12 protein-coding genes and 1 tRNA gene are annotated in these 13,929 nt (G+C 64.8%); 10 read left to right on the top strand and 3 right to left on the bottom strand.

Features of this window, described 5'->3' with window-relative positions; all coding sequences use genetic code 11:
* Window positions 1-68: 68 nt before the first annotated feature.
* Window positions 69-155 (bottom strand) — tRNA-Leu (locus tag J2X38_RS16125).
* A 201-nt stretch (window positions 156-356) separates the two neighbouring features.
* Here J2X38_RS16125 and J2X38_RS16120 point away from each other — a divergent pair.
* From J2X38_RS16120 to J2X38_RS16075, 10 genes are all read left to right on the top strand, one after another.
* Window positions 357-1,295 carry a complex I NDUFA9 subunit family protein gene (locus tag J2X38_RS16120; protein WP_310255422.1) on the top strand — a complete coding sequence of 313 codons (939 nt, stop codon included), beginning with the start codon at window positions 357-359 and terminating at the stop codon, window positions 1,293-1,295.
* Entirely contained in the window at window positions 1,295-2,095 is an 801-nt protein-coding gene (locus J2X38_RS16115) for an undecaprenyl-diphosphate phosphatase (RefSeq protein ID WP_310255420.1), read from the top strand. The genes J2X38_RS16120 and J2X38_RS16115 overlap by 1 nt, the downstream gene beginning before the upstream one ends.
* Before the next feature lie 158 nt (window positions 2,096-2,253).
* Window positions 2,254-3,696, top strand: a complete 1,443-nt coding sequence (locus J2X38_RS16110; RefSeq protein WP_058537161.1) for an NAD(P)-dependent oxidoreductase — start codon at window positions 2,254-2,256, stop codon at window positions 3,694-3,696.
* Between the two features lie 22 nt (window positions 3,697-3,718).
* A complete protein-coding gene (locus J2X38_RS16105) occupies window positions 3,719-4,912 on the top strand; it encodes a DUF2059 domain-containing protein (RefSeq protein ID WP_231744497.1) in 1,194 nt (397 codons plus the stop codon).
* A 22-nt stretch (window positions 4,913-4,934) separates the two neighbouring features.
* Entirely contained in the window at window positions 4,935-9,464 is a 4,530-nt protein-coding gene (gltB, locus tag J2X38_RS16100) for a glutamate synthase large subunit (protein ID WP_058537163.1), read from the top strand.
* A 263-nt stretch (window positions 9,465-9,727) separates the two neighbouring features.
* Window positions 9,728-10,153: a hypothetical protein gene (locus tag J2X38_RS16095; RefSeq protein WP_310255417.1), complete on the top strand. Its 426-nt coding sequence runs from the start codon at window positions 9,728-9,730 to the stop codon at window positions 10,151-10,153.
* 77 nt (window positions 10,154-10,230) lie between these two features.
* Window positions 10,231-10,902: a glutathione S-transferase family protein gene (locus J2X38_RS16090; RefSeq protein WP_058537165.1), complete on the top strand. Its 672-nt coding sequence runs from the start codon at window positions 10,231-10,233 to the stop codon at window positions 10,900-10,902.
* A gap of 283 nt (window positions 10,903-11,185) precedes the next feature.
* Window positions 11,186-11,665 (top strand): helix-turn-helix transcriptional regulator, encoded by a 480-nt coding sequence (locus J2X38_RS16085; RefSeq protein ID WP_310255415.1) that lies wholly within the window; start codon window positions 11,186-11,188, stop codon window positions 11,663-11,665.
* A 45-nt stretch (window positions 11,666-11,710) separates the two neighbouring features.
* Complete coding sequence (locus J2X38_RS16080; protein WP_058537167.1) at window positions 11,711-12,055, top strand: hypothetical protein; 345 nt, start codon at window positions 11,711-11,713, stop codon at window positions 12,053-12,055.
* Between the two features lie 291 nt (window positions 12,056-12,346).
* Window positions 12,347-12,505, top strand: coding sequence for a hypothetical protein (locus J2X38_RS16075; protein WP_156419692.1), 159 nt, complete (start codon window positions 12,347-12,349; stop codon window positions 12,503-12,505).
* On the opposite strand, the gene J2X38_RS16070 is transcribed toward J2X38_RS16075, so the two are convergent.
* A complete protein-coding gene (locus J2X38_RS16070) occupies window positions 12,506-13,108 on the bottom strand; it encodes a YdeI/OmpD-associated family protein (protein ID WP_310255412.1) in 603 nt (200 codons plus the stop codon).
* Complete coding sequence (ubiG, locus tag J2X38_RS16065) at window positions 13,096-13,821, bottom strand: bifunctional 2-polyprenyl-6-hydroxyphenol methylase/3-demethylubiquinol 3-O-methyltransferase UbiG (protein WP_310255410.1); 726 nt, start codon at window positions 13,819-13,821, stop codon at window positions 13,096-13,098. Before ubiG ends, J2X38_RS16070 begins: the two co-directional genes overlap by 13 nt.
* Window positions 13,822-13,929 lie beyond the last annotated feature (108 nt).

Below are 13,929 nucleotides of genomic sequence, written 5' to 3'. Positions count from 1 at the left end.
GTACTAGGAGGTTGTGAAAATCCCTAAATTTCCTATATTTCCCAAGGCTTTCAAAGCCCTAGTACAAATGGTGCCCAGAAGAGGACTCGAACCTCCACGACCTTGCGATCGCCAGCACCTGAAGCTGGTGCGTCTACCAATTCCGCCATCTGGGCACGGGGTAGGAGCGGGCGCTTAGCGGCGCGTATGTCGGCTTGTCAACCGCATCGGACGAGCCGAGGTGCATTTTATCGCAAAGCCGTCGGTTTCGCGTCACAATGCCGTCCTCGCCCCTTGCTCCCCTCTCCGCTTCGCGGCATGGGGAAGGCCGTCGGCGCGCCCCGCGCCATCCAGAGAATCGATCACAGGCGGACGACATGCAGAAACTCGACGGGCAATTGATCACGGTATTGGGGGGCGGCGGCTTCCTCGGCCGCTATGTCGTGCAGCGCCTGCTCGCGCGCGGCGCACGCGTCCGCATCGCGCAGCGCGAACCGCGCGCCGCGACCTTCCTGAAACCGCTCGGCGGTCTCGGCCAGACACAGTTCGTGGCATGCGATGTCCGCGATCCCGCCAGCGCCCTCCGCGCCGTGCAGGGCAGCGACGCCGTCATCAACCTCGTCGGCGCGTTCGGCGACATGCAGGCAGTGCAGGCCGACGGCGCGGGCCATGTTGCCGCGGCCGCCAAGGCTGCGGGCGCCGGCGCGCTCGTCCATGTCTCGGCGATCGGCGCCGATCCCGAAAGCGCCTCGGCGTACGGCCGCAGCAAGGGCGACGGCGAAGCGGCGGTTCGCGCGGCCTTTGCCGACGCCGCAATCCTGCGCCCGTCGATCCTGTTCGGCCGCGAGGACCATTTCATCAACCGCTTCGCGGGGATGATGCGCATGGCGCCGGTCGTTCCCGTTATCGCGCCAAATGCGAAGTTCCAGCCGGTCTATGTCGGCGACGTCGCCGATGCGGTGGTCGCGGCGCTGGGCGATGGCGCCGCGGGCAAGACTTTCGAACTCGGCGGGCCACAGGTGCTGACGATGGGTGAGCTGCTGCGCTGGGTCGCCGATGCGACCGGCCGCTCGCCCGTGTTCGTCGACGTGCCCGATTTCGTCGCGTCGTCGCTCGCGAGCGGCTTCGGCTGGGCGCCCGGCGTGCCGATCACCAAGGATCAGTGGCTGATGCTCCAGCGTGACAATATCGTTGCCGAGGGCGCCGTGGGGCTGGCCGAGCTCGGCGTCACGCCGACCTCGCTCGCCTCGGTCACCGAGGGCTGGCTCGTCCAATATCGCCGCCATGGGCGTTTCGCCGCGGTCGCTTCGCGATAATGGGCATCTGGCTGACCGCAATCATCCTCGGCATCGTCGAGGGTTTGACCGAGTTTTTGCCCGTCTCCTCGACGGGCCACCTCATCCTCGCTACCGAATTGCTCGGCTACGACGCCGCGCGCTGGGCGATCTTCAACATCGCGATCCAGCCGGGGGCGATTCTTGCGATCGTCGTCCTGTACCGGAAACTATTCTGGGAGATGTTCACCGGGTTTTTCCGGCGCGATCCGGTGGCGATCGCCTTTGTGCGCAACCTGCTGCTCGCCTTTTTCCCCGCAGTGATCCTCGGCCTCGCCTTTGGCGATTATATCGAGCTGTTGCTGGAAAATGCCGTCGTCGTCGCCTGGGCGCTGATCATCGGCGGCTTTGCCATCCTGCTCGTCGAGCGCTTCGCCAAGACGACGGACGTCGGCGGCGTCGCGAATGTGTCGGCGCGGCAATCGATGCTCGTCGGGCTGGTCCAGTGCATCGCGATGATCCCGGGCGTCAGCCGCTCGGGCGCGACGATCCTCGGTGCGATGTCGTTCGGGGTCGACCGCAAGACCGCCGCCGAGTTCAGTTTCTTTCTCGCGCTCCCGACGCTGACCGGCGCGACCGTACTCCAGCTGTTCAAGCACCGCGACGCGATCACGACCAACGACCTCAGCCTGATCGCGGTGGGCTCGCTCGTCTCGTTCGTCGTCGCCTGGGCGGTGATCAAGGCGTTCCTCGCGGTCGTCACGCGTTACGGCTTTGCCCCCTTCGCCTGGTATCGAATCATCGCGGGCGTCGCGGCGTTGATCTGGCTTGGCATGAGATAGGGCCGGTACGGTATCAATTGACGAAAGATAATTGCGCGAACCTATTTTGGGGAAAAATCACCCTCCTTTTAGGTTAGCAATACTGTCCTAACTCGCAATTTGGTCGTGACAGGCCAATTTCGCCCATGCAATTCGCCTCTCAACGAAGGGGATATTGCATGGCTTCCGATCGCATGCTCCAGTTTGTGGAGCGTGAACAATCCTATCCGGACAAGCGCTCCGCCGAAGAACGCGCGCGCGACTTTCGCGAGATCGCCGAGCGCTACGCCGCGCCCGACGCCGACGCACAGGCGGCGCGCTGCTCGCAGTGCGGCGTGCCCTATTGCTCGGTGCATTGCCCGCTCCACAACCATATTCCCGACTGGCTGCGCCTGACCGCCGAGGGCCGCCTGCGCGAAGCCTATGAGCTCAGCAACGCGACATCGACGATGCCCGAGATCTGCGGCCGCATCTGCCCGCAGGATCGCCTGTGCGAAGGCAATTGCGTGATCGAATTTTCGGGCCATGGCGCGGTGACGATCGGCAGCGTCGAGAAATATATCACTGACACCGCCTGGGCCGAGGGCTGGGTCGAGCCGCTGCACGCGGGCGCCGCGACCGGCCAGTCGGTCGGCGTCATCGGCGCCGGGCCTGCGGGCCTCACTGCCGCCGAATATCTGCGCGCCGCGGGGCACGAGGTCCATGTCTATGACCGCCACGACCGCGCCGGCGGGCTGCTCACTTATGGCATCCCCGGCTTCAAGCTGGAGAAGGATGTCGTGATGCGCCGCATCGACCGGCTGGTCGAGGGCGGCATTCATTTCCACCTCGGCTTCGCGGTCGGCGAAGACGCGACGCTCGATGCGCTGCGCCAGAAGCATGACGCGATCCTGATCGCGACGGGCGTCTACAAGGCGCGCGAGATCAACGTGCCGGGCAATGCCGCCGACGGCGTGATCGCCGCGCTCGACTATCTGATCGCGTCGAACCGCAAGAGCTTTGGCGACGCGGTTCCGGCGTTCGACGACGGCCGCCTCGATGCCAAGGACAAGCATGTCGTCGTCATCGGCGGCGGCGACACCGCGATGGACTGCGTCCGCACCGCGGTGCGCCAGGGCGCGAAGTCGGTGAAGTGCCTCTATCGCCGCGACCGCGAGAATATGCCGGGGTCGCAGCGCGAGGTCGCAAATGCCGAGGAGGAAGGCGTCGAATTCGTCTGGCTCTCGGCACCCGAAAGCTTCACCGCCGACAAGCATGTGAAAGAGGTCGCGGTTGCGGGCATGCGCCTCGGCGCGCCCGACGCGAGCGGGCGCCGCAGCCCCGAAGCCGACCCCGGCCGCAAGTTCGACGTGCCCGCCGACATGGTGATCAAGGCGCTGGGCTTCGACCCCGAAGAGCTGCCGCACCTGTTCGGCTCGCCCGACCTGTCGGTCACGCGTTGGGGCACTTTGCGCGTCGATCACCAGACGATGATGACCAGCCTGCCGGGCGTTTTCGCGGCGGGCGACATCGTGCGCGGTGCCAGCCTGGTCGTCTGGGGCATCCGCGACGGACGCGACGTCAGCGAACAGATGGCAAAGTGGTTGAAAGCCAAAGCGAAAAGCGAAAAGAAGGCGGCATGACCAACAGGGAAGGAAATATATGATGCCGTCGTTCCAATCGATCCTGCTTGCCGGTGCTGCCGCGATGCTGCCGCTGGGCGCATCCGCCCATGCCGCGCAGAAGGAAGCGCCGGTCGCCGAGGTCGTCGCGGCGCCCGTCGAGGATGAGACCGCCGCCCCGTACGACAGCGAAGCCGCTGCCGCCGAGGCCAAGGCGAAGATGCAGAAGGAAATGGACGAGGCGATCGCGCTCGTCGAAAAAATGTTCGACACGAGCAGCCTGCCGCCGATCGACCCTGCCCGCCTGACGCTCGCAGAGCAGACGACCGCCGCGCTGATCCCCGCCGGCAGCATCGAGAAGATGGTCGACAATCTCTACGGCAAGATGTTCAAGACGATCATGGGCGAGTTCGGCGGCCAGTCGGACCTGATGCTCTCGATCCAGACCGGCGTCGAAAGCGAACAGATCGCCAAGCTCGACGAAGCGACGAAGGCCAAGGTCGCCGACATGTTCGACCCGCACCGCAAGGAACGCGAAGACCAGATCACCAAGGTGATCAAGCCGCTGATCAGCGAAGTGCTGGGCGACATGGAACCGCCGATGCGGAGCGGCCTCGCCAAAGCCTATGCGCGCAAGTTCACCGGCGCGCAGCTCACCGACATCAACGGCTTCCTCGCGACGCCCACCGGCACACTCTACGCCAATGAATGGATGGCGCTGCAGGCCGATCCCGAGGTGATGCTCGCGGTGATCAAGGCGGTGCCGCCGCTGATCACCAAATTCATCGACCGCGCGCCCGAACTCGAGAAGGATTTCAAGGATCTGCCGAAGGAAAAGCAGCTCTCCGACTTCGACGACAAGGAACTCGCCAAGCTTGCCAAGCTGATGAAGGTCGATGTGAAGCTGCTGAAGGAACAGCGCGACCAGTGGAACAGCGCGACCGACGATGCCGTCGAAGCGACCGAGGCGGTCGCGGTTGAAGCTGCCGACGATTATGCTGTCGATGCGGCTGCCGATGCTGCGGCTGCCGATGTGGCGACTGCAGCTGCCGCCGCCGAAGCCGTGGACGCTGCGGTCGTTGACCCCGCCTATGACCGCGGCAACTGGTCGGCCGCCGACCTGAAGCGCGTCGAGGAACTCGAAACCGCTTACGAAAATGCCTCGCTCGCCGCGCAGCAAGCCGCCGAGGAAGCGGAGGCGAATGCGAGCAAGCGTTCAAAACTGCCCAACAACTAGACACCTACCCGTCAGGACGACAATGATGACCCACTATCCCACCCCCGATCACGCGCGGCTCGAAGCCGAAGGCATGTATCGCCCCGACATGGAATCCGATGCCTGCGGCGTCGGCATGGTCGCGGCGACCGACGGCAAGCCGTCGCGCCGCGTCGTCGAGGCGGCGATCGAAGCCCTGCGTGCCGTGTGGCACCGCGGCGCGGTCGACGCCGACGGCAAGACCGGGGATGGGGCGGGCATCCATGTCGACCTGCCCGTCCGCTTCTTCGACGATGCGATCGCCGCGTCGGGGCATAAGGTGCGCCCGAACCGTCTCGCCGTCGGCATGGTCTTCCTGCCGCGCACCGATTTGGGCGCGCAGGAAGAATGCCGCACGATCGTCGAGGCCGAGATCATCGACGCGGGCTTCACCATCTATGGCTGGCGCCAGGTGCCCGTCGACGTGTCGGTGATCGGCGACAAGGCGCAGCGCACGCGCCCCGAGATCGAGCAGATCATGATCGCGGGCCCCCTGCCCGACGAACAGTCGATCGCCGAGTTCGAAAAGCAGCTCTATCTCGTCCGCCGCCGGATCGAGAAAAAGGTCATCGCGGCGCAGATCGCCGACTTCTATATCTGCAGCCTGTCGGCGCGCTCGATCATCTACAAGGGCCTGTTCCTTGCCGAGAGCCTTGCGGACTTCTTCCCCGACCTCACGAACAAGCTGTTCGAGAGCCGCGTCGCGATCTTCCACCAGCGCTATTCGACGAACACCTTCCCGCAATGGTGGCTGGCGCAGCCGTTCCGCTGCCTCGCGCATAATGGCGAAATCAACACGATCCGCGGCAACAAGAACTGGATGAAGAGCCACGAGATCAAGATGGCGAGCCTCGCATTCGGCGAGCATTCGGAAGACATCAAGCCGGTGATCCCCGCGGGCGCGTCGGACACCGCCGCACTCGACGCGGTGTTCGAGGCTTTGTGCCGCGCCGGCCGCGACGCGCCGACCGCGAAGCTGATCCTCGTCCCCGAGGCGTGGACGACCGAATGCGACGTCCCCGACAACCACCGCGCGATGTACTCCTACCTCGCCAGCGTCATGGAGCCGTGGGACGGCCCTGCCGCGCTCGCGATGACCGACGGCCGCTGGGCGGTCGCGGGCATGGACCGCAACGCGCTGCGCCCGCTGCGCTACACGCTGACCGCCGACAATCTGCTCGTCGTCGGGTCCGAAAGCGGCATGGTGCTGCTGCCCGAGGCGAGCATCCGCAAGAAGGGCCGCCTCGGCCCGGGTCAGATGATCGCGGTCGATCTCGACGACGGCACGCTCTACGAAGACCTCGCGATCAAGGACAAGATCGCCGACGCGCAGGATTATCGCTCGCGCGTCAAGGGTTTCCGCACGATGGCCGACCTGCCCAAGGGCGGCAAGGCGAGCCTGCCGCAATGGGACCGGAGCGAACTGCTGCGCCGTCAGGTCGCCGCGGGACTGACCATGGAGGACATGGAACTGATCCTCTCGCCGATGGTCGAGGACGCCAAGGAAGCGATCGGCTCGATGGGCGACGATACGCCGCTCGCGGTCATCTCCGACAAGCCGCGCCACGTCGCGCAATTCTTCCGCCAGAATTTCAGCCAGGTCACCAACCCGCCGATCGACAGCCTGCGCGAACGGCATGTGATGAGCCTGAAGACGCGCTTCGCCAACCTCGCGAACATCCTCGATGAAAAGGGGCAGAGCGACCACGTCCTCGTGATCGACAGCCCCGTGCTCGTCGGCGACGACTGGGATCGCCTCCGCGCCTATTTCGGCGATGCGGTCGCCGACATCGACTGCACCTTCGCCGCGGGCGGCGATGCGTCGACGCTGCGCGAGGCGATCGCGCGCGTCCGCCGCGAGGCCGAGGATGCGGTGCGTGCGGGACGCTCCGAACTGTTCCTGAGCGACCAGTCGATCGGCGAAGGCCGCGTCGGCATGGCGATGGTCCTCGCCGCCGCCGCAGTCCACACGCATCTCGTCCGCAAGGGACTGCGAAGCTACGCCTCGATCAACGTCCGTTCGGCCGAGGTTCTGGACACCCACGCCTTCGCGGTGCTCGTCGGCGTCGGCGCGACGACCGTCCACGCCTATCTGACCGAAGCGGCGATCGCCGACCGTCAGGCGCGCGGGCTGTTCGGCGAGCTGAGCCTCGACGACTGCCGCCTGCGTTTCCGCAAGGCGATCGACGACGGGCTGCTCAAGATCCTCGCCAAAATGGGGATCGCGGTGATCTCCTCCTATCGCGGCGGCTATAATTTCGAGGCGGTCGGCCTGTCGCGCGCGCTCGTCAACGACCTGTTCCCCGGCATGCCGGCAAAGATCTCGGGCGAAGGTTATCAGTCGCTCTTCATCAACGCGACCGACAAGCATAGCGCGGCGTTCGACAAGCGCGTCACCACGCTGCCGATCGGCGGTTTCTATCGCCAGCGCGCGGGCGGCGAGGCGCACGCCTATTCGGCGCAGCTGATGCACCTTCTGCAGACCGCGGTCGCGACCGACAGCTATTCGACCTATCTGCAATTCGCGCGCGGGGTCGCCGACCTGCCGCCGATCTATCTGCGCGACCTGATGGAGTTCAACTATCCGGCGCAAGGCGTCGCGCTCGACAGCGTCGAGGCGATCACCGAGATCCGCAAGCGCTTCGTCACCCCCGGCATGTCCTTGGGTGCACTCTCGCCCGAGGCGCATGAGACGCTGGCGATCGCGATGAACCGCATCGGCGCGAAAGCGGTGTCGGGCGAAGGCGGCGAAGCGAGCGAACGCTATCGCCCCTATGCGAACGGCGACAACGCCAACAGCAACATCAAGCAGATCGCGAGCGGCCGTTTCGGCGTGACCGCCGAATATCTCGGCGCGTGCGACGAGATCGAGATCAAGGTCGCACAAGGCGCCAAGCCCGGCGAAGGCGGCCAGCTTCCGGGCTTCAAGGTCACCGAGTTCATCGCGCGGCTGCGCCATGCGACGCCCGGCGTGACATTGATCAGCCCGCCGCCGCACCACGACATCTATTCGATCGAGGATCTCGCGCAGCTCATCTACGACCTGAAGCAGATCAACCCGAAGGCGCGCGTCTGCGTCAAGCTCGTCAGTTCGGCGGGCATCGGCACCGTCGCGGCGGGCGTCGCCAAGGCGCACGCCGACGTCATCCTCGTCGCCGGCAACACCGGCGGCACCGGCGCCTCGCCGCAAACCAGCGTCAAATACGCCGGCACGCCGTGGGAAATGGGCCTGTCCGAAGTCAATCAGGTCCTCACCCTCAACGGCCTGCGCCACCGCATCCGCCTCCGCACCGACGGCGGGCTCAAGACCGGGCGCGACATCGTGATCGCCGCGATCCTGGGCGCCGAGGAATATGGCATCGGGACGCTCAGCCTCGTCGCGATGGGCTGCATCATGGTGCGCCAGTGCCATTCGAACACCTGCCCCGTCGGCGTCTGCACGCAGGACGAGAAGCTGCGCCAGAAGTTCACCGGCTCGCCCGAGAAGGTCATCAACCTGATGACCTTCATCGCCGAGGAGGTGCGCGAAATCCTCGCGAAGCTCGGCTGCCGCAGCCTCGACGAGGTGATCGGCCGCACCGAATTGCTGCGTCAGGTCAGCCGCGGCGCCGAACATCTCGACGACCTCGACCTGAACCCGATCCTCGCCAAGGTCGACGCGCCCGACGATCAGCGCCGTTCGCAAGGCCCGAGCTTCCGCAACCCGGTGCCCGACAGCCTCGACGCGCAGATCCTCAATGACGCGAAGCCCCTGTTCGAGCGTGGCGAGCGCATGCAGCTCACCTACAACGTCCGCAACACGCACCGCGCCGTCGGCACGCGACTATCGGCCGAGGTCACCGCGCGCTTCGGAATGAAGGGGCTCGCCGACAATCATGTGCAGGTGCGCCTGCGCGGCACCGCGGGCCAGTCCTTGGGCGCTTTCCTGTGCCAGGGCATCACGCTCGAAGTGTTCGGCGACGCGAACGACTATGTCGGCAAGGGCCTCTCGGGCGGCCGCATCGTCGTGCGCCCCACCGTGTCGAGCCCGCTCGTCAGCCAGCACAACAGCATCATCGGCAACACCGTGCTTTATGGCGCGACCGCGGGCACCCTGCTCGCGGCGGGCCAGGCGGGCGAACGCTTCGCGGTCCGCAACTCGGGCGCGAAGGTCGTCGTCGAGGGCTGCGGTGCCAACGGCTGCGAATATATGACCGGCGGCACCGCGGTGATCCTCGGCCCTGTCGGGTCGAACTTCGGCGCGGGCATGACCGGCGGTATGGCGTTCATCCTCGACACCGACGGCCAGTTCGAACGCCGCGCCAACGCCGAATCGATCGTATGGCAACGGATCGACAGCGCGCATTGGGAAGGCGTGCTGAAGGAACTTGTCGAGGACCACGCCAAGGCCACCGGCAGCAAATGGTCGAGCGAAGTCCTCGCCGACTGGGAGCGCTGGCAGGGCCAGTTCTGGCAGGTTTGCCCGAAGGAAATGCTGACCCGCCTCGCGCATCCGCTGAGCGAGACGCAAGCCGAGGTGGTGGCGGCGGAATAGTAGTCAAATCCTCCCTGTCGCGCAGCGATGGGGAGGGGGACCGCCGCCGCAGGCGGTGGTGGAGGGGCAGCGACGTTGCGCCAAAAGCCCCTCCGTCAGCGCTTCGCGCTGCCACCTCCCCATCGCTACGCGACAGGGAGGACCGTCTATCGCGCTGGTGTCGCGGCTTATCGCAAGCGTCAAACGCGTTCACCGCAGCGAAAGCGTCGCTTCCCTATAAACGCCGCTTTGCTGAACCTGACGTCCTTTGAAAGGATGGAGCCATGACCCGTTTCACGCTGATCGCCCTCCCCCTGCTCGCGCTCGCTGCGCCGCTGCCGGCGGCCGCCCAGGAAATGCGTGGCGCCGTTGCGACGCTCAACGACCCCGTGACGCAGGACCGGATGGCCGACACGATCACGGCGATGGTGGGCGCGCTGATGCAAATGCAGGTCGGCCCGCTCGCGAAGGCCGTGGCGCAGATCGATCCCGAATCCGACGCCGCCTATATCCCGCCCGATGCTACGCTGGGCGAGGTGACCGGCCGCGACCCCGAATATGCCGAGCGCATGGGCGCCGACGTCCGCGCGAGCACGCGCATGGCGGGGCACGCCGCCTCGGCGCTCGCGGCTTATGCGCCGGTGCTCAAGGACATGGCGCGCGACTTCGCGGCGCAATGGGAACGCGAGCGCGAGGCATCGCGCCGCTGACGCTTAATCCACAATCGCTGGGCCGGCGCGCGCCATAGGCGTTGCACGCGGCGCCCCGCTGCCGCTATGCCAGATGCATGTGGCAACTCTATCAATTCCCGCTCTGTCCCTTTTCGCGCAAGGTTCGCCTTTTGCTGGGCGAAAAGGGCGTCGGTTATGAATTGGTGCGCGAATCGCCGTGGGAGCGCCGCGACGAGTTCATCGATCTGAACCCGGCGGGGCGCACCCCGGTGATGGTCGATCAGGCGCGCGGCCAGGTGCTGATGGACAGCATGGCTATCGCCGAATATTTCGAGGAAACCGTCGAAGGCAAGGCGATGATCAACGGCACCGCGGCGAACCGCGCCGAGATCCGCCGGCTGACGTCATGGTTCGATCACGACTTCTATTATGAAGTCACCGGCCCCCTGCTGTTCGAACGGATGCAAAAGCGCATCGTCCACCGCCAGCCGCCCGACGGCGGCGCGCTGCGCGAGGCGATGAAGGCGGCGAACAACCATCTCGACTATGTCGATTATCTCATCGACCACCGCACCTGGCTCGCCGGCGCGACGATGAGCCTCGCCGACCTGACCGCGGCGGCGCATATCTCGGTCGCCGACTATCTCGGCGGGATCGACTGGACGGGGCACGAACAGACGAAGGGCTGGTATTCGGGCCTGAAGTCGCGCCCGAGCTTTCGCCCGCTACTGGCGGAGCGGATGGAGATCGTAACGCCGCCGAAATATTATGAGGATGTGGATTTTTAAATCCGCAGCTGCCCCCCTTTCTCTAACCCACATCCTGAACGACCGGGTAATGGCGGGTGCAGTCGGCGCCACCCGACTGGACAGTAAGCAGCCATTGGCACGCCCCCGCATCCAATGACCCTCCGGAGCTATGGCAAATCCGCCGTGTCGTTCTGCGTACCGAATTGACGCAACAAATATCGTTACACCATTGGCACCAATTACCCGGCCAATCTGCCTAGGCGGCATTAAGCATAGGTACTAGGCTCGGCCATCGCCCCACGACTCAGCAATTGAATCCAAAGTGAAGCAGAATTTTCCCTTGCCGCCCGAAGCCGCCGCTCTGGCCGCGCGCCTTAGCGGACGTCAACGTGAATGCCTGATACTTGTCAGAAATGGCCTTACTTCCAAAGAGATCGGGCGCTTGCTGTCGCTTGCTCCGTCGACGGTCGACAATCATCTGAACGCGGCGACCGAAAGGCTTGGCTGTTCATCGCGCGCCATCGCAGCTCAAATCCTGGAGATGGCGGAGCAATTTGGCGATCAATCCCGCACCGGGAACGAAACAAAAACCAGCAGCAATGAATCAGAACATTCCGGCGATATGACCGCTCATCCAAGGCCGCGGCGCAGCTATTTTCTGCCGCCGTTTGGAGGCTCGCCGAATGAGGAAACGGCGGCGCGCCGGATTACACATATCGGCTTGATAGCAATTGCCGCCACAATGGCGTTCGCCGCCATCACAATAACCGTTGCGGGGGTAATTGAGCTGTTCAGCAAGTAGCATTTTTCGGAAGCATCCATGACCAATCGATGGAGGAGGCATGTGATGCACAAGATAGAACAAGGGGTCGGGAGCGTGGTTGCAGCGGATACGCGGACAACGATGGCGTCGGTGGATGCCACCTATCTCGCCCAAGCCCGAATGGCGGCCAGCATCGTCGAAGCAGCCACGGCCTCCGATCTGCCGGCAGGCGCGACGCAAGAATTGCTGGAAGCGGTGACCGACAGCATGACACAAGTCGTGGCGGGCCGAACCAAACTGATTAAGGCTCTTAGCCAGCTTCAGCAGATACAGAGCAAGAGCAATCTGCGGGAAGTCGGCTTCGGCTGCCCCGGCGGCCTCCCGAGCCAAGCGTCCCTGGCGGCGCAGAACGAACAGATCACGCCTTAGATTCAACGGGATTCAATGATACAAGCATTATTCTACTTCTACCTTCTATCTACGCTCGCCATATCATCGATTTTCGGTGAAACTGTCGAGCGTAGATTCTGCTTATATCTATTGATTTCATCAATAATAACCCATGCTATTCAGGCAAATTTTCCCTTTCCTTCCTACCTTTATTATATCATTCCGATCGATGCTTCGATTTTCACATACTCGCTCTACCTTGCATTAACGAGAAATCGCTTTTGGCCCATTTGGTTTGCCGGCTTTCTAGTGGTCGGTATGGCGGCGTCGGTGAGCATATTGGTTTTCCGTAACCTCAACCCGTTCATCGTGTTCGCGGCCAGTGCCTTCTGGTCGCTGCCAGCGCTCGCCTGCATGGCCTATGGAACCTATCGCGACGGACAACGACGCACGAAGCCCTCCCCCGCATTCAGCAGGGTGATCGATTAACTAGCAGCCCTTATATTTCCAGTTCCGGTCCTTGCCCTCGGCGACCTGCGCGACGATCGTTTCGATGCGTTTGACGCGCGTTTCCTCGCGCTTCGCCTCGAGCACCCATTCGATATAATCGCGCCGCTTGCCGGGCGAGAAGGCGTCCCAATGGCCTTGCGCCGCGCTATTGGCCTTCAGCGCCGTGCCGAGATCGGCCGGCAGATCGAGCGCCGCCTTGGGCTTCGGCGCCGGGCGTTTCGGCTTGCCCCCGGCACAGAGCGCCGCCGCCTTGGCTATGAACGCTGCCATCTCCGTGTCGGAGGGCAGGTCGGCCAGCGAGGCCAGCCGTCCCATGCTGCCCATCGCGCCGGTATCGCGCGGCGATCCGGTGACCTCCTCGTCGCGCCAGAAACCGAAGGTCGCATGGCCCTTGAACGCCGCCATGCCCGCGAGATTTTGCCCCTTCAGCACGAAGGCCGGCACGCCCCATTTCAGCGTCTCTTCGGCGCCCGGGGCGTATTTGTGGACCAGTTCGCGAAGGTGATTGAGGATCGGCTGCGCGAAGGGCTGCGCCTTCGCGATATAGGCATCGACGCGCGGGTCGCGGCTCAGCCCGGCCACCGTGCCGCGACCAGATAGTTGAGCGCCTCGCTGCCGCCGAGCTTGAAGCCCTTGGCAGGCGACGGCGACAGGCCGGTGCGGTCGACGACCTCCAGCCCCGCGCCTTCGAGCAGCTTCGTCAGTTCCTCGGGCTTCAGAAACTGATCCCAGTCGTGCGTCCCGCGCGGCACTGCGCCGACGCGCTCCGCCGCCTCGACGAGCAGCAGCTTTGACAGCATCGTGCGATTGGGGGTCGACAGGATCATCAGCCCGCCGGGCGCGAGCCGTGCCGCGAGTTCGCCGATAAAAGCCGCGGGGTCAGTGACATGCTCGACGACTTCCATCGAGGTGACGAGGTCGAAGGTCGAAGGCGGCAGCGCGGCCAGTTCGCCGGCGAAATAGCTGATCGAAAGCCCCTGCCCCGCCGAATGACCCTGCGCCGCGGCGATATTTTCGGGCGCCGCATCGACGCCCGTCACCTTCGCGCCCATGCGCGCCAGCGGTTCGGCGAGCAGCCCGGCGCCGCAACCGACATCGAGCGCGGCGCGGCCCGCCAGCGCATAACGCTCGCGCGCATCGACGTGCCAATGCGCGTCAATCTGGTCGCGGATGTACGACAGCCGCACCGGATTCAATTTGTGCAGCATCGCCGACGACCCATGCGGGTCCCACCAGTCGGCGGCGAGCGCGCCGAAATGGGCGGCTTCGTGCGGGTTGATCGTGGCGGCACTCATGCCCTGCGATGTGGCACCGTGCCTCGCGCCATGCAAGAAATTCTATCGCGCGCATACGATGCCGGTCTTGCCATCGCCCGCCCCCTTGCCTAACAGCGCGAGCGCCGC

Origin of the sequence: Sphingopyxis sp. BE235, assembly GCF_031457175.1 — a bacterium.
Classification (GTDB): Bacteria; Pseudomonadota; Alphaproteobacteria; order Sphingomonadales; family Sphingomonadaceae; genus Sphingopyxis.
The sequence above is the reverse complement of the archived record's forward strand: the minus strand, read 5'-3'. Positions and strand labels throughout refer to the sequence as shown.